We start from the raw sequence: 21,536 nt of genomic DNA, 5'->3' as shown, positions 1-21,536 counted from the left end.
CGCGCTCACAAACCTGCGAAATCGACGGCAAGCGCGGCGTGATCGCTCGCGTGGGGCCGAGTCTGGCCCACGCCGGCAAGGTGCGGGCCGCTATAGCGCGTGACGTCCAGTTCCATGCCGCCGCGTAAGAGGGTGGGGACGGCATCGGGGAATGTCGCTGCCAGGGCGGGCGACGCCAGCAGCGCATCGGGATGCGAATAGGTGCCGCTCGCCGGATCGCGGAACGACCAGCGCTCGCTATCGGGAATGCGATGGACAAGGTCGACGGCAAAGCCGGGAGCCAGCAACGGAGCGATCGCCGGCTCGCCGTTGTCGTGAACCTCAAGCGGTTCATTGAGGTCGCCGGCGATCAGCCACAGGGCATCGTCTCGCCCCGCCATATCCCGCTCCACCAGCATGCGCACGGCTTCCGCCTCGCGTCGGCGGAGGAAGTAGGAGCGGTCCTTGTCCGGGTAGGGCGCCTTGAAATGGCAGACGTAGAACGTGAGCGGGCCGACTCTCGCGCGCAGGCAGTCGCGGCGGAATATGCGCTCGTCCGGCCCGTGCCCGGCCAGTGGTTCGAGACCGAGGTCGGCACAGGTCACATCGGCATGGCTGCGCACATCCGACAGCGGCAGGCGGCTCATCAGCGCGACGTCGAACCCGCGCCCGTCATTGCCCGGCAGGCAGACACGGTGCGGCCATGGCTCGACACCGGCATCTTGCAGGAAATCCTCGTGGAAGCGGTCCAGTGTCCGCTGGTCGAATACTTCCTGCAGTGCGATCACGTCGGCATCGAGCTGCCTGATGACGGCGGCGGTGAGTTCCCGGTCCATGCGGTCCAGCGCCGGGGTTTCGGTCGCTGCCCTTCGCGGGTTGTCGCCATCGTTCGCGCCGTCGAACCGCGCGGTGTCACCATGCTGGCGCAGGCGCAGTCGCTGGACGTTGAAGGTGGCGATCCGCATGCCAGGCCGCCGCTAGACCTTCGCGGCGCCGTGCGGGCTGAGGTAGATCAACCAGTAAGTCAGCGCGACCAGCACACCCCCACCGACCACATTGCCGGCCGTCACGACCAGCAGGTTCCTGACTGCTCCGCTCAGGTCGAACACGCCCGATTCCAGCATGCCCATCGGCAGCAGGAACATGTTCGCGACCGAGTGCTCGAACCCCAGCGCGACAAAGGCCGCGATCGGGAAGGCGATCACCAGCACCTTGCCCGACACGCTATGCGCGGCGAAGCACATCCACACGGCGAGGCAGACCAGCACGTTGCACAGGATGCCGCGGAAGAAGGTTTCTCCAGCGGGCAGGGCCAGCTTGGTTTCGGCAATGCCGACGACGGTTGCGGCAAGTGCCTCGGTGGACAGCGCACCGGACAGGTGCACCAGCATGGCGGTACCCAGGGCGCCAGTAAGGTTGCCAACGTAGACGATGGCCCAGTTGCGCAGCAACTGGCCGGTCGTCACCTTTTGGTCCGCGCGGGCCAGCACGATCAGGCTGTTGCCGGTGAACAGTTCCGCCCCGCCGACGATCACCAGGATCAGTCCGAGCGAGAAGGCAAAGCCACCCAGCAATCGCGTCGGCCCGAAGCCAAGGTCGCTGCCGGTTACGGTGACGATGTAGAAGGCCGCGCCCAGCGCGATGAAGGCCCCGGCCAGCACGGCAAGCGCGAAGACCGGCACCAGTCCGAGGTGCACCTTGCGAATGGCCACGTCGTCAACCAGCTCCGCAATGCGGGCCGGGGAGACGACATCGAGCGGGTGTGGTCCTGTGGTCATGCGGTAAGGCCATCCTTAGGCTGCGGGTCAGAAATCATAGAGATAGATGAAGTAGGAGCTGAGGAAGTAGATTGAGAGCAGCGACAGGCTGGTCCAGCTGATGCTCCCGAAAAAGCGGTTTCGCGGGCGATAGAGCAGCGCGACGATGAAGATGCCGCTCATGATCACGCCGGCAAAGGCAGAGGCGGCATGGGCCGCCGAGACGTGGGCGTAGATGCTGCCCTTCAAATAGGCGAGGTCATCGATGGCCAGCACCAGCACGTCGAACAGGTTGCTGCCGAGCAAGGCGGCGATGGCCATGTCGGCGGCGTTGCGGCGCAGGGCGCTGACGATCACCACGAATTCGGGCAGCGATGTCGCCACGGCGATCAGCAGCGTGCCGACGAAGCTCTGGTGCCACCCGGTCGCCTCGGCGATCTGCATGCCGAAATGGGGAAGCAGGCCACCCGCGACGCCCACCACTGCCGCCGCCGCGCCATAGCGCAGCACCGCCTGCCGCAGGGTGATACCCTCGGGCGCGTCCACGGGCGGGGCCGTGATCGCCAGCCGCCGCTCGTGCACGAAGGTGGCGCGGATCGCGACGATGTAGAGCAGGATAACGAAGGGCGTGTAGGCGCTGACATGGAACACGGTCAGGTCGATCCCGCTGCGCGTGGTCATGATCGTCAGCCCGGCAAGGCCGATCAGGATAATCCCGAAGCCGGCGGTCAGTACGTGGCGATGGTCGACGCGGCAGAACACGGATTCGTCCCGGCTGAGAGCATCGAGCGCGACGAGCAGGCCGAGGTTGAGCACGCAGCTGCCCAGCGCGTCGCCAAAGGCGATGTCGGGTGCATCGAAGACGGTGACCGAGCTGACGCCGGTGAAGAGCTCGGGCAGCGATGTGGCGGCAGACAGCAGGATCAGCCCGACCCATGAGGCCGGCAGTCCGGTCTGCTCGGATATCACTGCCGCGTACTTGGTCAGCGCCTGGCCCGCGTACCCGATCAGCAGGGCGCAGACGAGGAACTCGAGCCAGGGGGTGAAGGCCTCGATCAAGCGCGTGCTCCCTTCCGATACCACTCCAGCAGCAGCCTGCTGCTCTGCAACAGGACCAAGGGTGCCAGGCTAACGCCCAGGATCGTTGCCCACATCTCCACCGTCGGCGGGACAAGCCCGAGGATGCCCGCCAGCGTCGGCTGGTAGGCGGCGATCAGCAGCAGCACCGTGCACAGGCCTACTGCGCCCCACACCCACGGGCTGCGCACCACGTCATTGCGGAGCAGCGATGCGCCGGTGGGGCGCATGTTGAAGACATGGAACAGCTGCGAGAAGGCCAGCGTCATGAAAGTCACGGTCACCAGCGCGCTGCCATCCAGTCCGAGAACATCCGTGCCGATGGCCATGGAAGCGAAGGTCGCGCCGGTCAGGGCGAAGCCGTGGAGGATGATCCTGCGCCACTGCGGGGTGCCGAGAAGGTTCTCTCCGGAGGGGCGGGGCGGGCGCTTCATGATGCCGTCGTCACCCTTGGCTGTCGCCAGGGCAAAGGCCGGGAAGACATCGGTCACGAGGTTCAGGAACAGGATCTGCAATGGCAGGATCGGCAACGGCAGGGCGAACAGCACGGCCATCCCCACCACCAGCACTTCGCTGAGGTTGCACGACAGCAGGTAGGCCGCGAACCGCCGGATGTTCTCGAAGATGATGCGCCCCTCGCGGATCGCGGTGACGATGGTGGGGAAGGCATCGTCCAGCAGCACCATGGCGGCCGCCTGCCGTGCTACGTCCGTGCCGCGCTTGCCCATGGCGACACCGATGTCCGCCTGCCGCAAGGCGGGGGCATCGTTCACGCCGTCGCCGGTCATGGCGACGACCTCGCCGGCTTCCTGGAAGGCGCGCACCAGCTTCAGCTTCTCGTCCGGATTGACGCGGGCAAAGATGCTGGTCGAGCGCAATTGCGGCCCTTCGAAGTCCATACGGGCGAGGCTGTGGCCTTCCAGTGCCTTGCTGGCATCGACAGGCAGGCCGACCTGCCTGCCGATGCTGACCGCGGTGACGGCGTGGTCGCCGGTGACGATGGCCACCTTGATGCCTGCCTGGTGACAGTCCGCGATGGCCTCCGCCACGTTGGCGCGGGCCGGGTCGCGCAGGCCGATGATCCCGAGCAGGACGAGGCCTTCGAATGGCTTTTCATCGCATGAGGCATTGGCCTTGGTGGCGATGGCGATGACGCGCAGTCCTTCGCTGGCGAGCCGGTCGACCAGTTCGCGCCATTCGCCGACCTCCTGCGCGTCCAGGTCCTGATCGCCGCTGACATGGCGGACGTGCGAGCAACGGGCCAGCACCTCTTCAGGGGCGCCCTTGACCGCATAGAGGCACCCTTCGGCCTGCTGGTGCACCGTCGCCATCATGCGGATTGCGCTGTCGAAGGGATGCTCGCGCAGGAGAGGCGTTTCGGCCAGCAGCGGCTCGCGCTGCAATCCGGCCCGCGCGGCTGCGCGCAGCAGGGCGACCTCCATCGGATCGCCCACGCCCTTGTCAGAGCCGACGTCCAGTTCCCCGGCGTTGCACAGGGCGCCGATCCGCAGAAGGTTTTCCAGCAGCGGCGATTGCTCCCGCTTGCCATCGAACTGGGCGGGGCGCAGCTGCGGGGCGGGCAGGCAGACGGTCTGTACCGTCATGCGGTTCTCGGTCAGCGTACCGGTCTTGTCGGTCAGGATCAGCGTGGTGGAGCCGAAAGTCTCGACGGCGGAGAGCCGCTCGATCAGCGCGTTCTTGCGCGCCATGCGCCACATGCCCTGCGCCAGCGAAAGTGTCGCCACGACCGGCAGGCCCTCGGGGATAGCCGCCACGGCCAGCGCGATCCCGGTGGTCACCATCAGCATGGGGTCGACATCGCGCAGCAGGCCGATGCCTACGATCAGCGCCGTCAGGATGATGGTGAGCCAGACCAGCTGCCCGGCGATCTGCGACAATCGCTTTTCCAGCGGCGAGCGCTCTGGCCGGGCTTCCTCGACCAGTTGCGAGATCCGCCCGAGTTCGGTCTGCAAGCCGGTCGCCACCACCACTCCTGTCGCGTTGCCGCGCGTGATGGAGGTGCCCTTGAACAGCATGTTGGCGCGCTCGGCGAGGCGGGTATCTTCGGGCTTGGTGTCGACCGCTTTTTCGACCGGGACGGACTCGCCCGTCAGCGTCGATTCGTTGGCGGCGAGATTGGCTGCGGCGACGATCCGCATATCGGCGGAGATGATGTCGCCGCCTTCGACCAGCACGATGTCACCGGGCACCAGCTGCTCTGCCGGGATGACTTCCATCCGGCCTTCGCGCCGGACGCGGGCCGAACGGGTGCCCAGCGTCCGCAGGGCCTCCATCGAACGGGTCGCCTTGATCTCGGTGAAATAGCCGATCAGCGTGTTGATGATCAGCACGACGAGTACCGCCGATCCCTCCAGCCGCTGCCCGAAGACAAGGGCGAGCACCGCGGCTGCCGCCAGCAGGTAGACCACCGGGTTCGCTAGCTGGTGCAGCAGGATGGCAAGCGCGCTGGCCTTGCCACGCGTCTCGATCTGGTTGGGGCCGAATTGGGCAAGCCTGTGCCGCGCTTCAGTCTCGCTCAGTCCATTCTCAGCCGTCACCTGCAGCCGCCCAAGAATCGCTTCCGGCTCCTGGCTGAAGGCGTCTCCCGCCTGCAAGTTGTCGAGCGTTTCGGCCAATCCCTCCGCCTCACCTCCGCAGTGACGTTGTGACGGACATAGATGACGTTTTCAAATCCGCCGTTGTTCGAGATCAATTCACTGCCGCGCGCCGCGGTGGACCTTGTCCGCGCAGGCGGTTAAGCCTCGCGCAGCAATTGGCTTGAGGACGGGAGGTAACTGGTGGGACAAGTCGTGGCGGTGAGCCTGATCACGGCAGTCCTGGTAATGACCAGTTTCTATATGCATTACACGGCGATGCGATGGTGCGCCCATGCCGTGGCGACCGGACGGCTGGCGACACGCCGACCCTTGCTCATCGTGCTGGGGATCGTCTTTGCCGTCCACCTTGCCGAAGTGCTGCTGTTCGCAATCGCCTTCTTCGCCATGCACGGCAGCCCGTGGCTGGGCAGGCTGGAAGGCGCCGTCCCGCCGGATGCCGGTTTCCTGACCTATTTCTATTTCTCGATCTCGAACTACACGACGCTGGGCGTGGGCGACATCGTTCCCGAAGGCCCGGCCCGGATCATGGCCGGGATCGAGGCGCTGATGGGCCTCGTGCTGATCGCCTGGAGCGCGTCCTTCAGCTACCTGATGATGGAAAAGCTGTGGCTGGCGGAACGCGAGGACCTGTGATCTTCGCCTAGCGGAAGCGTCCGAACTTGCCGCCGTCGGCAATCACCTCGCGCGCGCAGTTGTGGCCGGGCGCCCCGGTCACGCCGCCGCCCGGATGGGTGCCTGACCCGCACATGTAGAGCCCCTTCACCGGACCGCGATGGGAGCCGTGTCCCAGCACGGGCCGGGCCGACCATAACTGGTCGAGGCTCATGTGCCCGTGGAAGATGTCGCCGCCGACCAGGCCGAACTTGCGATAGAGGCCCTTGGGGCTGAGCACCTGCTTGCCGAGGATCGAGGCGCGGAAGCCCGGCGCATGGGCCTCCACCGTGTCGATGATGGTATCGACGGCCGCGTCTTCCTCGTCGTCCCAGTCGCGGCCATCGGGCAATTCTGGCGCGAATTGCTGGCAGAACAGGCTGGCGACGTGCTGTCCCTCGGGCGCGAGGCTGTCGTCCACCGTGCTGGGGATCAGCATTTCGACGATCGGTGCCTTCGACCAGCCGTGCTGCTTCGCGTCGAGGAAGGCGCGGTCCATGTAGTCCAGCGTCGGGGCGATGATGATGCCGGAACTGTGGTGCTCGCCCGGTTCGGGATGCGCGGTGAAGCACGGCAATTCGCTGAGCGCGACGTTCATGCGGAAGGTGCCGCCGCCTGCCTTGAAACCCTTCATGGCGCGGCGGAAATCTTCCGGCTGGTGCGCTGCGTCCAGCATCTTCCCGTACAGCAGCTTCGGACCGACATTGGCGATGACGCGCCTGGCGGCGATCTCCTCGCCGCTGGCCAGTCTTACACCGGCCACCGTGTCGCCATCGACCAGCACCTCGTCCACCGGGCTTTCGAGACTGATCTCGACGCCTGCCTCCCGCGCCACCTTGGCCATGATCTGGGTGATCGTGCCCATGCCGCCGACGCTGTGGCCCCAGGCGCCCTTCTTGCCGTTCACCTCGCCGAAGACGTGGTGCAGCAGCACATAGGCGCTGCCCGGCGTATCCGGGCTGGCATAGTTGCCGACCACCGCGTCGAAACCGAAGGCGGCCTTCACCGGCTCGCTTTCGAACCATTGTTCGAGGAAGCTGGTGGCGGACTTGGTGAACAGGTCCAGCACGTTGCGCTTGGCTTCCAGGTCCAGCCGCGACAGCCCCCAGCCTTGCGCCGCGCCCGCCAGCAGCGTGCGCAGCCCGTCGCCGACATTGGGCGGGGTTTTCAGGGCGAGGTCGCGCAGCACCTCGGCCACGCCTTCCAGCGCGTCGTAATAGGCGGGCAGCGCCGCTGCGTCTTTCTCGGAGAACCTGCGGAATTCCGCCTGCGTGCGCTCCATCCCGCCGCCCAGTTTCAGGTAGCCGCCGTCGGGCTGCGGCAGGAAGTTGGAGATTGGCCGCTCGATCACGCGGTAGCCGTGGTCGTGCAGCCGCATGTCGGCGATCACCTTGGGCTGCAGCAGACTGACCGTGTAGCTGGCGACCGAGTTGCGGAAGCCGGGGTGGAATTCCTCGGTCACGGCGGCTCCGCCCACCACGTCGCGGCGTTCCACGATGCGGACCTTCAGCCCCGCCCGGGCAAGGTAGAAGCCGCACACCAGCCCGTTGTGTCCTGCGCCGATGATCACGGCGTCGTATCGTTGTGTCATCTATGGCTCCAACCGGAGGGCGGCTGCTGTTCCAGCCGTGCTTCGGGAATGATTGCACGCATTCGGCGGCAGAAGTTCTTCAGGCAGACTTCCCTATCGCTGAGCGGCCCCATGCTGAACGTGCGCGAGGCCATGCCTGCCTGCACCCGGGTGATCAGTTCGGTATCCTCGGCGTTCACCTGCCGGTTGATCCGCCAGTTGAGATAGCGCGCGGCGCGCATTTCTCGCCGATCGTCGGGCAGCACGTAGCTGATTTCGCGGATCAGGCAGGTGGTGGGGCCGGTGGGCAGCCACTGCATGAAATCGACCTGGTCGGGATAGATGTCGAAGGCGACACTGGGCCACAGCTTGAAATAGAGCCAGCGGCGCTGCGCGTCGTCCGGCAGGTGCGGCACTGTCGGTAGCAGGCGCTGGTACAGCCGCTCCGACCAGTTGGCGCTCTCGCGCTCCACCATTGCTCCCCACATGCGGTCGACATGCGGTTCGGCCTCGACGCCGTAGCTCTTGCCAAACAAGCGGGTGAGGCCGGGGTGGGCGACGGGGATGTGCAGGCCGTCCGAGTAATTGTCGCCGACGTTCTTCCAGTTCACCTCGCGCGGGCGCAGGGTGACGCGGCCCAGGGCCTGCAAGTCCTCGAAGCGGTAGGGCGCGATCATGGCTTCGTAAGGCGCCAGCATCTGCGCTACCGAAGGCCCGCCGTCATCCTCCAGCCGCACGAACAGGAAGCCACGCCAGCGTTCCAGTTCTACCGTCACCAGTCCGGCGCGGTCCTTGTCCAGCGCGGGGTAAGAGGCGGAATCCGGCACGCCCGTCAGCCGCCCGTCGAGATCGTAGGTCCAGGCGTGATAGGGGCAGACGAGGCGTTTGGAGCAGCCCATTGCCCCGTCCACCAGCCGCGATCCGCGGTGGCGGCAGACATTGGTGAAGGCGCGCAGCTGGTCATCTCGTCCGCGCACCACGATCACGCTTTCGCCGCAGTAGTCGAGCGTATGCCAGTCGCCGGGCGAGGGCAGGTCGCTTTCGTGGCAGACCACCTGCCAGCTGGGGCGAAAGACCCGCTCCAGCTCCAGCGCGTGGAATTCGGGGTCGTGATAGGTCCAGGCAGGCAGGCTCCAGCCGTCGAGCGGGTCTGCTGCGGGTTCGCTCCCGGAAATGCCTTGGGCCTCTGTCACGCCGGGCAGGGGAACAGCCTTTTGCGGCCGAAGTCCAGTCCCGCGTCGACATTGCCAACCGTGCGGGTGCGCCATACGGTGGCGGACCTGCCGGAGGGGAAGGTGATGGCGGCACTATTGGCACGACTGTCGCGGATCGGACCGCAGCTGGCCGGCGCCCTCGTCGTGCTGCTGGTGCTGCTGCTGTGGACGATCGGTCCCACTTCGCTCGAGCAACTCCGCTTGCAGGTGTTCGACAGTTACCAGCGCATGGCCCCGCGCGGCGACGCGAACGGCGATATCGTCGCCGTGGTCGACATCGACGAGGCTTCGATCGAGGAACTTGGGCAGTGGCCGTGGCCGCGCACCGATATCGCCACGCTCACGACCTTGCTGGGCAAGGCTGGCGCGTCGGTGGTGGTGTTCGACATCGCCTTTGCCGAGCCGGATCGCACCTCGCCTGCACAGATTGCTGCCCGCTACGAAGCGCAGAAGCGGGCAGACGTGCTTGGCGAAGGCTTTGCCGACCTGCCCAGCCACGACGCGCTGCTGGCCGATAGCTTTGGTGATGTGCCGGTCGTCACCGGTTATTTCCTCGACCCGCGGGACATCGGCGGCAGCGTCGAGCCGAAGATGCCGTTCACCACCAGCGGCCGCGTCGAGAGTCCTCCCGTCGCCGAATATGCCGGGGTGATCGCCACCTTGCCGGAGCTCGAGGCCGCGGCAGCGGGTAATGGGTTCGTCCAGCGCGGCAATGACAGCGACGAGATCGTTCGCCGCGTCCCACTGCTGGCGATGTTCGAAGACACACCAGTCCCCAGCCTCTCGCTGGAGGCGGTGCGGGTCGCGCTTGGCGCGGGTAACCCGATGCTGGTGGCCAGCGACGGCAGCGGCCAGCTCGACGGCGCCGGGTCGGCCGTCGCGGTGCGCCTGACGGATATCGACCGGCCCATCGAGATTCCCGTAACCGACAGCGGGGAGATGTGGGTGCATTTTCCGGATGAGTCGACACGCGAACTTTGGTCCGCCGCCGATATCATCACGGGCAGGATGAGCGCCGAGGACTTGGCCGAAAAGGTCGATGGCCGGATCGTGCTGGTCGGCAGCTCCGCCAATGCGCTGAGCGACGTGGTGGCGACACCGCTATCCGGCCTCAATGCCGGGGTCGTCGTCCAGGCCGCCGCAGTCGAACAGATGATGACCGGCGATTTCCTCGAACGACCCGACTGGGCCCCGGCGGTCGAACTGCTGTTGCTGCTCGTGCTCGGCCTTGGCCTGGCGCTGGTCTTGCCGCGCATCGGGGCGGTCTTCGGCGCGGTACTGGCGCTTTCAGCCATGGCACTGGTGAGCGCGGCCAGCTGGTTCTCCTTCACCCGGCTCAGCTACCTGCTGGACCCGGTCTATCCGCTGCTGGCGATCCTCATCGTCTACCTCGTCCAGACAGCTTACGTGTTCTTCCGCGAGGAGCGGCAGCGGCAGTACATCCGCTCCGCCTTCGACCGGTACCTGTCACCCGAACTGGTGAAGCAGATTGCCGCCAGCCCGGAGAAACTGGAGCTGGGCGGGGTGGAGCGCGACATGAGCGTGCTGATGTGCGACGTGCGCGGTTTCAGCCGGATTTCCGAGCAATATGCCCCGAACGAGGTGATCGACTTCCTGATCGAATTCCTCACCCCGATGAGCGACATCCTGCTTGCTCGCAAGGCGACCATCGACAAGTACATCGGCGATGCCATCCTCGCGTTCTGGAACGCCCCGCTCGACGATCCCGACCACCATCGCAATGCCGCGCGCGCCGCGCTGGAGATGATCGCCGCGACGGACCGGCTGAACCGCGAAATGCCGAGCCGTGACGGGGTGGTCTGGCCGGGCGAGGTGAAGGTCGGCATCGGCCTCAATTCCGGCCTGTGCTGCGTGGGCAACATGGGCTCGCGCCAGCGGCTCAACTACTCGCTGATTGGCGACACGGTGAACCTCGCCGCCCGACTGGAGGGGCAGACCAAGCAATATGGCGTGCCGATCATCGTCGGCGCCGCCCTTGCCGAGCAGTTGGACGACTTCGCCCTGCTGGAAATCGACCGCCTGCGCGTGGTCGGGCGCGAACGGCCGGAGACGATCTTCGCCCTGCTGGGCGACGAGAGCATGTCAGCCACCGACGCCTTCCGCCGACTGGCAGAGGCGCATGGGCGAGTGCTTGCCGCCTATCGCCAGCAGGATTGGGATGCTGCGCGCGCGGCGCTTGGGTCAGCCAGGGCAGACTACAGCCGTTTCGGCATCGCAGGCCTGCACGACCTGCTGGCGGCGCGCATTGAAGACCTGACCCGTACCCCGCCGCCGGCCGACTGGGACGGAGTGTTCCAGGCCACGCAGAAATAGCCCGGCGCGATCAGTCGATCGTCGGCCCCTGGTTGTTGTCATCCTGTCCGCTCGGGGGGCGATCTGCGGTATTGTTATCGTTCGGATAGTCTGCCGTGGCCCCGGTATCGTCCTCGCCGTCTCCGCTCAGCAGCACACCCAAGGCGACTGCGCCGATGGCGATGGGGATCAGCGCCTCCAGGAAACCGCCGCCGCTGTTGGCGCGGGCGACTTCGGGGGCGAGTTCCTCCTGGATATTGGCGAGGCCGGAATTGGAGATGCGGAACGGCCCGATGGGCGGTACGCCCGCACGCGGCACGTAGGCGGCCAGCCCCGGCTCATCGAGCACGACCGTGACACCGGCGGACTCGACTTCCGCCAGCCCCACCGTCAGCCCGCCTGCCGTTTGCGCGCCCGGACCGCGCAGGATCACCAGCGTCGCATCGTCATCGTCGCTGCGCACGCTGCCGACGAAGTCCTCGTCCTCGGCGATGTCTTCCGCATTGTCGCCCACCAGCATGTCGATGGCGGTGCCGCGAATGCCGATGCGCGCGGCGGGGGAGTTCACCTCGGCGCTGTTGTTCCCTTCGTCGCTGCCGGAGAAGAACCGCAGCGCGCCGCGCAGGAAGGATACGATCACGTTCCGCCCCTCGTCAGGATCGTAGACGTATTCGTCGATGCGTACGCGGCTCCGCTCGCCGACGCCGAAGCTGGAGCGGTCGAGCAGCAGGATCTGCAACTGCGAGTTGTTCTCGGTCTCGATCAGGTCGCCCCAGGCGATGCGATCGCGGCGCTGCACCTGCCGCGGGCGGCGCTGCTGGTCGTTGCTCAGCTCGACATTCCCGACGACGACGGCAGCATTGCCGACCTCGGTCCGTTGGGCGGCGGCGGGCAGGGCGGCAAAATTGCTGGCGAGGATGCTGGTTGCGGCCAGTGCGGCGAGAATGCGGTTGGGCTTGTGCATGGCCTTAGTCCTTCTCCCCGCCGTCTGCTTCCGGATCGGGACGGGGCGGCAGGCTGGCGCCGCTGCTGACGCTGTTGCTGCCGGAAATGGCATTGTCTCCGCCCTCGGCCGCAGGAGTCTCCGCGACCGGCTCCGGCTTGCCGGCAGCAGGAGTTGCCGGCGCTTCGAGAGCAGGTGCCGGTTGCGGCTCAACATAGGGGCGGGAGCATTGCTCGCGCGCCTCGGTAAGGTTTTCTTCGCCGAAGTCGTCCTCGTCCATCGCGTCGATTTCCACGAGGCCGCCCTGCCGGTCGTCGATGCGGCACAGGTAGACGGCGTGGAGCAGCCGAGCGCCGAGAGAACGAGGGTGGGCGGCCATGACCCGTTCCAGCGTGGCCAGCGCCTCCAGGTATTCGCCACGGCCGGCCTGGTCGCGAGCGGCGTCGATACCGGATTCCTCGTCGGCGGAGAGGTCGGACAGCCGATCAAGCTCTTCCATCGACTGCGCGCTGGCGGGCTGGGCTGCGAAGGCCAAGGCGGCGGCAGCCAAACATGCGATTTTAAACGGAATTGCGGGCATCCACCTCTCCCTCGTGAAGGGGGTTATGTCACAGGCCGGCGCAGGCAGGCAAGCGATCCGCACCGGATGCGAATGCATGGCACTGCCACGAGGTTGCGTTTGGCATGCGGGGTGTCAGGTGCTTGTTGCAGACCAGCCGCAGCAATGGCTAGGTGCAGCGATGATATCGCCATCCCCATCGGTCCAGCGGCTAGCCGACGCGTTGCGTCCGGCACTCCGGTTGGGGGGCGGTGGGGAGGACGACGCAGAACTGCTTGCCGCTTCGATCGAGCGACACCGCGTGGCGCCCCTGCTGCACGAGTCGATGGTTCTCGCCGGAAAGCAGCCACCGAAGGAGCTTCGCACCCAGCGCGAAGGGCGGAATTGGTGCGCGGAGTGCCACTCTTCGGTGCGGCACATCCGCCGCGACTGCCAGCGATCCTCGCGCGTAGCGCCTTGTGGTGGCTTCGGAAGGTTTGATAGGGCGATCCGCAACATGACCGTTATCCAGCCCAGCCACGATCCGGCACTTCCGCCGGAGGCCAAAATCGAGCTTGCTTGCACGAGGTCGCAGCCGTGGTCACGGGGCAGCCTGCCGCGCCCCTTGGTCTCACGCTGGATAGTGGACCGCGCATGAGCGAGCCGGTGGACAACAACAGCCAGGTGGCACCGACGGCGGGTGTTCGCGAGCTTACCTCCTCAATCCTCGAATTCGCCCGGCCGCAGCTGCTGTCGACCGTGCTGATCGTGACGCTTGCTGCCGTGCTGGAAGGGGCGGGCATCGTGCTGATTCTGCCCGTCGCCGAGACCGTCTTCGCGCAGTCAGAAGGCGAGGTGAACACCGGCATTTCCGCCTCGATCACCCAATGGCTGACCAGCGTCGGTTTCGACACCGTGCTGGAGCAGCTGGCAGTGATGGGTGCCGGCTTCCTGCTGCTGGTGACGATCAGGGGCGCCGTGATGCTGCAGCGGGACGTGCTGCTGAGCGAGCTGTCGTTCGGATATGTCGATCACGAGCGGCAGAAGTTCTTCCTCATGCTGGCGCAGGCCGAGTGGCCGATCATCAAGCGTTATCGCAAGGCACAGCTGCTGAACACGATGACGACCAATATCGCTCGCCTGGCGCAGACCATGCACTTTCTCACCCGGGGACTGATTACCGCGACCCTCGGGGCGGCTGCCATCGGGGCTGCCTTCCTGGTCTCGACCTCGCTCGGCCTGCTGCTGCTATTGCTCACCGTTGCGGGCCTGCTGTTTGCCCTGGTCTGGAGCCGCCGCAGCTATCGGGCCGGTGAACGGCTCAACAAGGCCAACCGCTGGGTGATGCACGAGACCACGCGCTTCCTCGATGGACTGAAGGCGGCCAAGGCGGCGCGGGCAGAGGACGTGCTTGCCGAAGGCTATAAGCGCCAAATCACCGACACCCGCGAGCTGTCCATCACCTTCGTCCGCCAGCAGGCGCGCCTGCGCAACGGGATCCAGTTTGTCGCAGCGCTCGCTGCCCTGCTGGTGCTGTTGCTGGGCTTCGGATGGCTTGGGCTGTCAGGCGGCGAATTGCTGGTGATGGCGGCCATCATCCTGCGGCTTGCTCCGGCCTTGCTGAGTACCTTCAGCGGCGTGCAGTCGCTGGCCCATGCCTTGCCTGCATTTGCTTCCATCCGGTCGCTCGAAGCCGAGCTGGCCGAGGCGCATGCGGGTCTGCGCGTGCCTCCGCAGGAAGGCCTGGACGATGAACTGGAGCAAGCCGCGACCGCGCCGCTCGAGCTGCGCGGTTGCAGCGTCTCGGCCGTCGATGAAGACGGCAATCGCGTGACCCTGGTCGAAGCCGGGCGAATAACGATAGCGCCGGGCACGCTGGTGCATATCGGCGGGCCATCGGGAGCGGGAAAGTCGAGCCTGGCCGAACTGGTTGCGGGCCTGCACCTGCCGGCAAGCGGCGAAGTGAGGCGCGGCTCCTTGCACCTGGCGCCAGACACCTGCCGCGCCTGGCAGTCGCAGGTCTCCTTTGCGCCGCAGGAGCCGTTCCTGTTCGACGGCTCCATCCGCGAGAACCTGTCGTGGCCAAACCTTTCGCCCGACGACGACGCCATCTGGCAGGCGCTTGCCGATGCGCAGGCCGCGGAACTGGTCCGGTCCTTGCCCCAAGGTCTCGACGAGCAGCTGCTCGACGGCGGGGCGCGGCTTTCCGGCGGGGAACGCCAGCGCCTGTGTATTGCCAGGGCATTGCTACGCCCGGCGAGCCTGCTGATCTTCGACGAAGCGACCTCGGCTATGGACCCCGAGCTGGAGCGGGCGATCGTTTCCCGGCTGCGAGAAACCATCGGGCAACGGATCGTCCTTATGGTTTCCCATTCGCGCAACACGCTCGATCTTGCCGACATGCGCATCGATGTTGCGGCGGGCGTTGCACGGGTGGTCAGCTAATCAGGACTTTGCCTTGGCAATATCTTGGCGCTAAGAGCGGAATACTGTGGGAAAGACGCAATCATCCGATCCCGAGGTCCTCGACCTGATCGCCAGCAACCCGGTGGCTTCCGTGGTGAGCGATCCGCGCTTGCCGGACAATCCGATTATCGCCTGTAATCAGGCTTTTATGGACCTTACCGGTTATGGCGAGGAAGAGATCATCGGGCGCAATTGCCGGTTCCTGGCAGGGCCGGGGACGGAGCCGTGGCTGACCGAAACCATCCGCGAGGGCGTGCGTGAACGCCGGCCGGTGATGGTGGAAATCCTCAATTACAAGAAGGATGGCACCCCCTTCCGCAATGCTGTGGTGGTGGCGCCGGTCTTCGGTGACGATGGTGAACTGACCTATTTCTTCGGCTCGCAGGTGGAGCTGGACGAGGATGCGCAAGGCCCCAGCCTGACGCGACGCGCTCGCGCTACCGAGAAGATCAAGGAACTCTCGAAGCGGCAGCTGGAAGTGCTGCAGATGGTCGCCAGCGGGCTGCGCAACAAGCAGATCGCCTGGGAACTGGGCCTGTCCGAGAAGACGGTGAAGATGCACCGTGGTATCGCCATGGACAAGCTTGGCGCCCGCAGCTCTGCCGAAATGATCCGCCTGGCCGTGGAAGCCGGCATATAGGGCCAAAAGGGCAGGCTGGCCCAAAGCCCGTATTTCGTTTGCCCACCGATCGGCTAGAGCGCGAATGCATCGTAGCCGGACGCGCGCGGGACCTATCCCTTCCCTCCCCCCTTCGGTTCCGCTCCCCTCCTACCCACCTCCCCGGCTACGATGCCCCTCGGGGAAATTCTCCAGAGCTTCAGCGAAACAGGCGCGGCAGGAAGTCGTGCAGGTAGCGACGCCAGTTGATCCAGGTGTGGCCGCCGTCGCTCTCGTTGTAATGATGGGCGATGCCGTGACGCTCGAACAGCTCGCGGGTGGGGGCGACCGTGCCGTATAGGAAATCGTCGACACCCATGGCGAGGTAGACCGGTTCTGCACTGGCGGCACGCGCGGCCAGGCCATCGGCATTGGCTTCCTCGAACGCGCTGACCTGTTCAGGTCCGCCCATTCCCAGGCCCATCGAGAAGATGCCGACTTCGCCGAACAGGTCGGGGCGGGGGAGGCCGAAGTTGAGCGTATGCGCGCCGCCCATGGAGAGGCCTGCCATCGCCCGGTGCTCGGCATTGGCAATGGTGCGGAAATTGGCATCGATATGCGGGATCAGGTCGTCGATCAGGTCGCTGCCGAAATCGGTATTGGCCAGCATGTTGGCACCGGGACGATCCGGCGTATGGCCGAAGGGCATGACGATGATCATCTCCTCCGCCGTGCCTTCGGCCAACAGGTTGTCGAGGATGTAGTGCGCCCGGCCTACGCTGGTCCAGCTATGGGCGGAATCGCCCGCGCCATGGACGAGATAGAGCACCGGGTAGCTCTCGCTGCCGTTCATGTAGCCGGGCGGGGTGTAGACATATGCTTCGCGCATGGCGCCCAGCGTGGATGAGACATACTGGACGATGCTCACCGTGCCGTGCGGCACGTCTTCGTGGAAGGTCTGGAAGGCACCGGCCTCGCCGAGCATCTCGAAGGTCGAATTGATGCCGCTGCGCTCTCGGCTGAAGGTGACCGCCATCGGATCGGGCACGCGCGCCCCGTTGACTTCGAAGTTGTAGCGATAGGTGTCCGCCGGGATCGGCAGCTCGGTTGTCCCGCTCCACAGGCCGGAGGCATCGTGGGTGAGGGCGAGGCCACGCTCCCCGCCGCCGAAGCCGCCGGGAATCCAGGGATCGAGATCGTTGCTGGTGACACGCACGTTGTCCGCATCGGGGGCGCAGAGACGGAAGGTTACGCGGCCGTCGGGCAGGGGCTCGACGGAGGTGTAGTCCGGACGGGCGAAAATGCCTTGCGGAAGGCAGGATTCAGCCTGCTGCTCCTGTGCTGACGCTGGCAATACCCATGCTGCGGCGATCAACGCGCCGGTCAGCGCGACTTGGCGTCCGAACATTCCAACCCCTCCCATCGTTCATTATAACGAACGTTACGATTTTCGTGGAAAGCAGGGGGAATTGCAAGGCAAAGGAAGGGGCTGGCCCCAAACGGAAACGGCGGCCCCGAAGGACCGCCGTCTCGTTGTTCCGCGATTGCGGAAGGTGCTTAGTTGCCAGCGCGACGGCGGGCAGCGGCCACGGCTTCCGTGGTCGGGTTGCCGAGCGACAGTTCGCGACCGTTCGGGAAGCGGATTTCTGCAGCCGAGGCGCGGGTGTCGCCATCGCGAGCCTGGAAGGCGTCGACGATGATGTCGGTGCCGGCCGGCAGCGAGTTCCGGTTCCAGCCACGACGCAGCAGGGCCGACGGGGCACCGCCTTCGATGCGCCAGCGCTCGGTACGACCGTTGCGCTCCACATCGATGTGGATCCAGGAGTGGGGGTTGACCCACTCGAACATCACGACCTTGCCTTCCAGGCGAACCGGACGGTTGCGGTCGAACTCAGTGGCGAACGAGTGGTGCGCGTACGCCCCCACGCCCGTCACAGCGAGCACGGCGCCGATTGCGGCAGCGCTGAGCTTCTTCATCTGCATGGTTGAACTCCTCAATTTGAATCACTTGCCAGGTTTGTCAGACGGACGAGAGTTTACGTTGACTTTGTCCAGATAGCAAACCCAACATTACTCCTCGATTAAGTCTCCGTAGAGCAAGTGCTCAGAAAACGGCACGCACTTGAACTCGAGCAGCTGGGCATCGGCGCCCACGCGACGATAGAGCGTCATGTTCATGGACCACGGTTCGGAATAGATCGAGGGGTCCTCGATCGTCACCGAGTAATCGATGTGGTCGCCGCTTTCGTCCAGCGTGAAACGCTCGACCACGGTGGCGTGGTTGGTCAGGTAGTTGCCGGCACGGTCGAGCCAGGTCACGCCGTCGATCATCAGACCTTCGGGCAGCTTCACCAGGCCGGGACCCTGCGCCAGCGTGGTGACGACCAGCGTGTCGCCTTCCCACTGGCCGTAGCTGGTGCCCATCCAGGTATCGATCGGCGGGATGCCGACTTCCTGCATGTGGATCACGCGGTTTGCCGAGGCATATTCGTAGACCATCAGGATGTCGTCGCCGTCACCCTGCACGATCTGGAACGGGTAGGGCATGTAGGTCGCCCGCGGGATGCCCGGCAGGTAGCAGGCGGCTTCCGGATCGTAGTTGATCACGTTCTCGCGGTTGTAGGCGAGGCGTTCCTGCGCGACTTCATTGTAGGGGATCGAACCGCCTTCAACGACACCCAGGCCAGCCGGAATGGCGCCGATGGCGCCCAAGATGCGATCACCCTGCGGCAGCGGGTTCGGGCCGGCACTGTGCGGCTCCACGTTCCAGTTGGCGGTGTTGAGCACCTGCCAGACACCGTTGAGGTTGGGATGGTCGCCAATGCGCTCCATTTCCGCTTCCCCGTGGCCGTCGGCCAGTGCCGGCGTGGTGGTGACAGTTGCCATAGCCACGGCCGCCGCTGCGACAGTCGCGAATTTTGTAAGGCCCCGCATAAACTCTCCTCAAGTCCTTGCTATTGTTCCAAGGCAAAGGCCACGATCTGCCCGGAGGCATTGATCGCGACATATTGCCTGCCGTCGCTTCCCCGATAACTAAACGGGTTGGCGTTGGCATTTCCCTGTAATTGCACTTCCCATAGCTGCTCACCGCTATCCGCGTCAAAGGCACGGAAGCGGCGATCATTGGTAGCGCCCACGAAAACCAGTCCGCCGGCAGTCACGGTCGGACCCGCACTGCCGGCATTGCCCAGCACGCGGCGGCCCTCGGGCAGCTCGTCGTACTGGCCCAGCGGAACCGCCCAGGCGATTTCACCGGTATTGGCGTCGACCGCCGTCAGCCGCGCCCACGGCGGCTTGTAGCACGGCAGGCTTGGACCCACCGGACGGCCATTGTCGTCATATTCGCCCGAAAGCGGCGCGGAAAAGCTGAAGAACGGGCCTTTGCCGTTCACGCTCGCGCGGTCGTATTCCGGGGCTTGCGTCGCATCGAAGGAATAGGGCTGGTCGCCTTCCACCTTCTCCACCCAGCCGACCAGCGAGGTGTCGAGCGCGTTGACATATACCATGCCGGTGGTCGGATCGGCTGCCGGGCCACCCCAGTTCACCCCGCCGATCCCGCCGGGAAGCTGGATGGTCGAGCGCGGCGGCTGGCCTTCGGCGCGGTACATGAAGGGGGTGTAAGGACCCAAGTTGAGGAAGCCGCCTGCGGCATCCCACATCTCGTAACAGGCCTCCGAATGCTCCGGCGTGGTGTCTTCCGGCCCGACGATGTCCTGATAGGTCATCTCCACGCGGCTGAGCGGCGGGGTGACGACCGGGAAGGGCTGCGTCGGATGGTAATATTCGCCCGGCACGTCTCCGGGAGGAACGCGGCGTTCCTCTACCGGGTGCACCGGTTCGCCGTCCTCGGCATCCAGCACGAAGAACATGCTCGACTTGCCGACGTTGGCGAGGACCTGGTGAGTTTGGCCATCGGGCGTGGTGACCGGCAGCAGCGGGCCGGCGTGGCTCATGTCGATGTCCCACAGGTCGTGGTGCACCGTCTGGAAGTGCCACTTGTACTCACCCGTGCGGGCATCCACCGCGACCACGGAGTTGCCGTAGACATTGGTGCCGGGGCGATCGCCGCCATAGTAATTGTGCGCCGGTCCAGCGATCGGCAGGTAGGCCGTGCCGGTGCTTTCATCGACCGTCGCCGCGAAGCCCCACATGTTGGTGCCGCCGCGATCCACCCAGCCGTCGCCCCAGGTCTCGTTGTAGGGCTGGCCGGCGTCGGGCGTGGTGTCGAATTCCCACAGCTTTTCGCCGGTAATGACGTCGAAGCCGCGCGGATTGCCTTCCGCACCCTGCGGATTTTCCAGGCTGGCGGCGCCGATGATGGCGGTGTTGCCGGTAATCGTCGGTGTGCCGCTGTATCCGGGATCGATGGCGACAGCGCCGTTGTCCCCAAAGGAAGCGATCGGTTCGCCCGTGGCCATGTCGAAGGCCATCAGCATGGAGCCGGCGGTTACCAGCAGACGCGCGCCGTGCGTGCCATCGCCGGGCCAGTAGCCAAGGCCGCGACCGGCAAAGCTGGGCGGCGGGCCGGGCGTGTCGCTGGCCGGGAACTCGTGGGTGTGGACCCACACTTCCTCACCCGTCGCGGCATCCAGCGCGACGATGCGATTCTGCGCGGGGAAATACATGATGCCGTCGATGACGAGCGGTACGGCATTGTTGAACGCACGATAAGGATAGGCCCAGGCCTGCTGCAGGCTGCCCACGTTGGCGCGGTTGATGTCTGCCAGCGGCGAGAATCGGGTGGAGGCCAGGTCGCGGTGGATCGTCTGCCAATCGCCATCGGGCATCGCACCGCCTTGTTCCTGCGCCGCAAGCGGCGACAGCGAGGCAGTGGTGCAGGCGGTTGTACAGGCGAGCAAGGTAGCCAGTGTGGTGACCGTGCCTGCGCGCATTCTCCCGTCTCCCGAATCACGTTCATTGTGACGCATCCGGATCGCCCGGACCGCTCTTGTTGATTCTGTCCTAAACATCCTCTCCAGCTTTTACAATGCCCGGCTGACCGGAGTTTTCTTCAGGGGCGTTTGGACCTAGCCTTTGGTCTACCTAAGTGGATGAAAACACAAGGCCTTGCTGGGCAAAAACGTCGATAAAACAGCAGGAAAATCCTGCCTTTAAGGTGTAGCGAAATTGCACAAATTCCGCCTGGAGCCTTGGCTTGTGTCCAATAGAACGCTAGCGCGTTTGCGCGAAATCAAGGCAAAAAGTCGCCGGACAGGATCAATCTGGCCGGCAACTGGGGTCAAAAACTATGGGGATGAGCGCCGATGGGTGACTTACTTTTCGAGATAACCGACTGGATGAGGGGGACTTTCCTTCTCGACTGGGCATTCTGGATGCAGGAAACAGGCTTCAGCCTGTGGATGGTCGAGAATTTCTGGAACGTGCCGATCGCCCAGGCGATCCACATCATGTCCATCGCCGCGGCCTTCGCTGCCACGCTAATGGTCGTGCTGCGGGTAAACGGTCGCGCCGGCGCCGGCGTGTCGGTCGAGCAATGGGGCGCACGTTTCGAACCGTGGATCCGCTGGGGCCTGCTGGTGATCGTGCTGAGCGGCCTGGCGATGATCTTTGCCGAGCCGGTCCGCAACATGATCAACTCGGTGTTCTGGATCAAGATGATCGTGCTGCTGGTGATGGTGGCGGTTTCGCTGGCCTACATCCGCGGCGTGCGCGCCAAGGCGGTCGCCGCCGGAACCGACTTCGTGGCAGCAGCCGGGACCAAGACCACTGGCTGGGCCATCATCGTGATGTGGTGTCTTATCATGGTGTGCGGTCGCTGGATCGCATACGTGCCGGTTTGAGGGGAACTGAC

17 protein-coding genes and 1 pseudogene are annotated in these 21,536 nt (G+C 65.4%); 6 read left to right on the top strand and 12 right to left on the bottom strand.

Annotation, left to right across the window (positions count from 1 at the left end; all coding sequences use genetic code 11):
* Positions 1-5 precede the first annotated feature (5 nt).
* Genes OZN62_RS04980 through OZN62_RS04965 form a run of 4 tightly spaced genes read right to left on the bottom strand, consistent with a single transcriptional unit; the run spans position 6 to position 5,449 of the window.
* Complete coding sequence (locus tag OZN62_RS04980) at positions 6-944, bottom strand: endonuclease/exonuclease/phosphatase family protein (protein WP_269101642.1); 939 nt, start codon at positions 942-944, stop codon at positions 6-8.
* A gap of 12 nt (positions 945-956) precedes the next feature.
* Positions 957-1,757: a formate/nitrite transporter family protein gene (locus OZN62_RS04975; RefSeq protein WP_269101641.1), complete on the bottom strand. Its 801-nt coding sequence runs from the start codon at positions 1,755-1,757 to the stop codon at positions 957-959.
* Between the two features lie 27 nt (positions 1,758-1,784).
* A complete protein-coding gene (locus tag OZN62_RS04970; protein WP_269101640.1) occupies positions 1,785-2,795 on the bottom strand; it encodes a sodium:calcium antiporter in 1,011 nt (336 codons plus the stop codon).
* Positions 2,792-5,449 (bottom strand): cation-translocating P-type ATPase, encoded by a 2,658-nt coding sequence (locus OZN62_RS04965; protein ID WP_269101639.1) that lies wholly within the window; start codon positions 5,447-5,449, stop codon positions 2,792-2,794. The genes OZN62_RS04970 and OZN62_RS04965 overlap by 4 nt, the downstream gene beginning before the upstream one ends.
* Positions 5,450-5,656: 207 nt before the next feature.
* Between OZN62_RS04965 and OZN62_RS04960 the strand changes: the two genes are divergently transcribed.
* A complete protein-coding gene (locus OZN62_RS04960) occupies positions 5,657-6,064 on the top strand; it encodes a potassium channel family protein (protein WP_269101638.1) in 408 nt (135 codons plus the stop codon).
* 7 nt (positions 6,065-6,071) lie between these two features.
* On the opposite strand, the gene OZN62_RS04955 is transcribed toward OZN62_RS04960, so the two are convergent.
* Positions 6,072-7,673, bottom strand: a complete 1,602-nt coding sequence (locus OZN62_RS04955) for a phytoene desaturase family protein (RefSeq protein ID WP_269101637.1) — start codon at positions 7,671-7,673, stop codon at positions 6,072-6,074.
* Positions 7,670-8,845, bottom strand: a complete 1,176-nt coding sequence (locus tag OZN62_RS04950) for an aromatic ring-hydroxylating oxygenase subunit alpha (RefSeq protein WP_269101635.1) — start codon at positions 8,843-8,845, stop codon at positions 7,670-7,672. The genes OZN62_RS04955 and OZN62_RS04950 overlap by 4 nt, the downstream gene beginning before the upstream one ends.
* A 60-nt stretch (positions 8,846-8,905) precedes the next feature.
* Between OZN62_RS04950 and OZN62_RS04945 the strand changes: the two genes are divergently transcribed.
* Entirely contained in the window at positions 8,906-11,200 is a 2,295-nt protein-coding gene (locus OZN62_RS04945; protein WP_269101634.1) for a CHASE2 domain-containing protein, read from the top strand.
* A gap of 10 nt (positions 11,201-11,210) precedes the next feature.
* On the opposite strand, the gene OZN62_RS04940 is transcribed toward OZN62_RS04945, so the two are convergent.
* Positions 11,211-12,143, bottom strand: a complete 933-nt coding sequence (locus tag OZN62_RS04940) for a FecR family protein (RefSeq protein ID WP_269101632.1) — start codon at positions 12,141-12,143, stop codon at positions 11,211-11,213.
* 4 nt (positions 12,144-12,147) lie between these two features.
* Positions 12,148-12,657, bottom strand: a complete 510-nt coding sequence (locus OZN62_RS04935; protein WP_269101631.1) for a hypothetical protein — start codon at positions 12,655-12,657, stop codon at positions 12,148-12,150.
* Positions 12,658-13,314: 657 nt separating this feature from the next.
* On the opposite strand from OZN62_RS04935, the gene OZN62_RS04930 reads away from it, so the two are divergent.
* The 3 genes and pseudogenes from OZN62_RS04930 to OZN62_RS13950 all read left to right on the top strand — a co-directional run bounded on the left by OZN62_RS04930 (position 13,315) and on the right by OZN62_RS13950 (position 15,766).
* Entirely contained in the window at positions 13,315-15,105 is a 1,791-nt protein-coding gene (locus tag OZN62_RS04930; protein ID WP_269101630.1) for an ATP-binding cassette domain-containing protein, read from the top strand.
* Between the two features lie 46 nt (positions 15,106-15,151).
* Positions 15,152-15,451, top strand: a pseudogene (locus OZN62_RS13955) (PAS domain-containing protein); the annotation flags it as partial.
* Positions 15,452-15,511: 60 nt separating this feature from the next.
* Complete coding sequence (locus tag OZN62_RS13950) at positions 15,512-15,766, top strand: response regulator transcription factor (RefSeq protein ID WP_442864396.1); 255 nt, start codon at positions 15,512-15,514, stop codon at positions 15,764-15,766.
* 178 nt (positions 15,767-15,944) lie between these two features.
* On the opposite strand, the gene OZN62_RS04920 is transcribed toward OZN62_RS13950, so the two are convergent.
* The 4 genes from OZN62_RS04920 to OZN62_RS04905 all read right to left on the bottom strand — a co-directional run bounded on the left by OZN62_RS04920 (position 15,945) and on the right by OZN62_RS04905 (position 20,616).
* Positions 15,945-17,132, bottom strand: a complete 1,188-nt coding sequence (locus OZN62_RS04920) for an esterase (RefSeq protein WP_269101628.1) — start codon at positions 17,130-17,132, stop codon at positions 15,945-15,947.
* A gap of 149 nt (positions 17,133-17,281) precedes the next feature.
* Positions 17,282-17,707 carry a DUF6152 family protein gene (locus tag OZN62_RS04915; RefSeq protein WP_269101627.1) on the bottom strand — a complete coding sequence of 142 codons (426 nt, stop codon included), beginning with the start codon at positions 17,705-17,707 and terminating at the stop codon, positions 17,282-17,284.
* 87 nt (positions 17,708-17,794) lie between these two features.
* A complete protein-coding gene (locus OZN62_RS04910; protein ID WP_269101626.1) occupies positions 17,795-18,610 on the bottom strand; it encodes a hypothetical protein in 816 nt (271 codons plus the stop codon).
* 68 nt (positions 18,611-18,678) lie between these two features.
* Entirely contained in the window at positions 18,679-20,616 is a 1,938-nt protein-coding gene (locus tag OZN62_RS04905) for an outer membrane protein assembly factor BamB family protein (protein WP_269101625.1), read from the bottom strand.
* 372 nt (positions 20,617-20,988) lie between these two features.
* Here OZN62_RS04905 and OZN62_RS04900 point away from each other — a divergent pair, with 372 nt between their 5' ends.
* Positions 20,989-21,525, top strand: coding sequence for a DUF6644 family protein (locus tag OZN62_RS04900; RefSeq protein ID WP_269101624.1), 537 nt, complete (start codon positions 20,989-20,991; stop codon positions 21,523-21,525).
* Positions 21,526-21,536: the final 11 nt, after the last annotated feature.

Source organism: Aurantiacibacter sp. MUD11 (assembly GCF_026967575.1).
GTDB lineage: Bacteria > Pseudomonadota > Alphaproteobacteria > Sphingomonadales > Sphingomonadaceae > Alteraurantiacibacter.
The sequence above is the reverse complement of the archived record's forward strand: the minus strand, read 5'-3'. Positions and strand labels throughout refer to the sequence as shown.

Coding starts and splice junctions, on each gene's coding strand:
- OZN62_RS04980 (WP_269101642.1), bottom strand. CDS start 944: ATGCGGATCGCCACCTTCAACGTCCAGCGACTGCGCCTGCGCCAGCAT.
- OZN62_RS04975 (WP_269101641.1), bottom strand. CDS start 1,757: ATGACCACAGGACCACACCCGCTCGATGTCGTCTCCCCGGCCCGCATT.
- OZN62_RS04960 (WP_269101638.1), top strand. CDS start 5,657: ATGACCAGTTTCTATATGCATTACACGGCGATGCGATGGTGCGCCCAT.
- OZN62_RS04955 (WP_269101637.1), bottom strand. CDS start 7,673: ATGACACAACGATACGACGCCGTGATCATCGGCGCAGGACACAACGGG.
- OZN62_RS04940 (WP_269101632.1), bottom strand. CDS start 12,143: ATGCACAAGCCCAACCGCATTCTCGCCGCACTGGCCGCAACCAGCATC.
- OZN62_RS04930 (WP_269101630.1), top strand. CDS start 13,315: ATGAGCGAGCCGGTGGACAACAACAGCCAGGTGGCACCGACGGCGGGT.
- OZN62_RS04920 (WP_269101628.1), bottom strand. CDS start 17,132: ATGTTCGGACGCCAAGTCGCGCTGACCGGCGCGTTGATCGCCGCAGCA.
- OZN62_RS04915 (WP_269101627.1), bottom strand. CDS start 17,707: ATGCAGATGAAGAAGCTCAGCGCTGCCGCAATCGGCGCCGTGCTCGCT.
- OZN62_RS04910 (WP_269101626.1), bottom strand. CDS start 18,610: ATGGCAACTGTCACCACCACGCCGGCACTGGCCGACGGCCACGGGGAA.
- OZN62_RS04905 (WP_269101625.1), bottom strand. CDS start 20,616: ATGCGCGCAGGCACGGTCACCACACTGGCTACCTTGCTCGCCTGTACA.
- OZN62_RS04900 (WP_269101624.1), top strand. CDS start 20,989: ATGGGTGACTTACTTTTCGAGATAACCGACTGGATGAGGGGGACTTTC.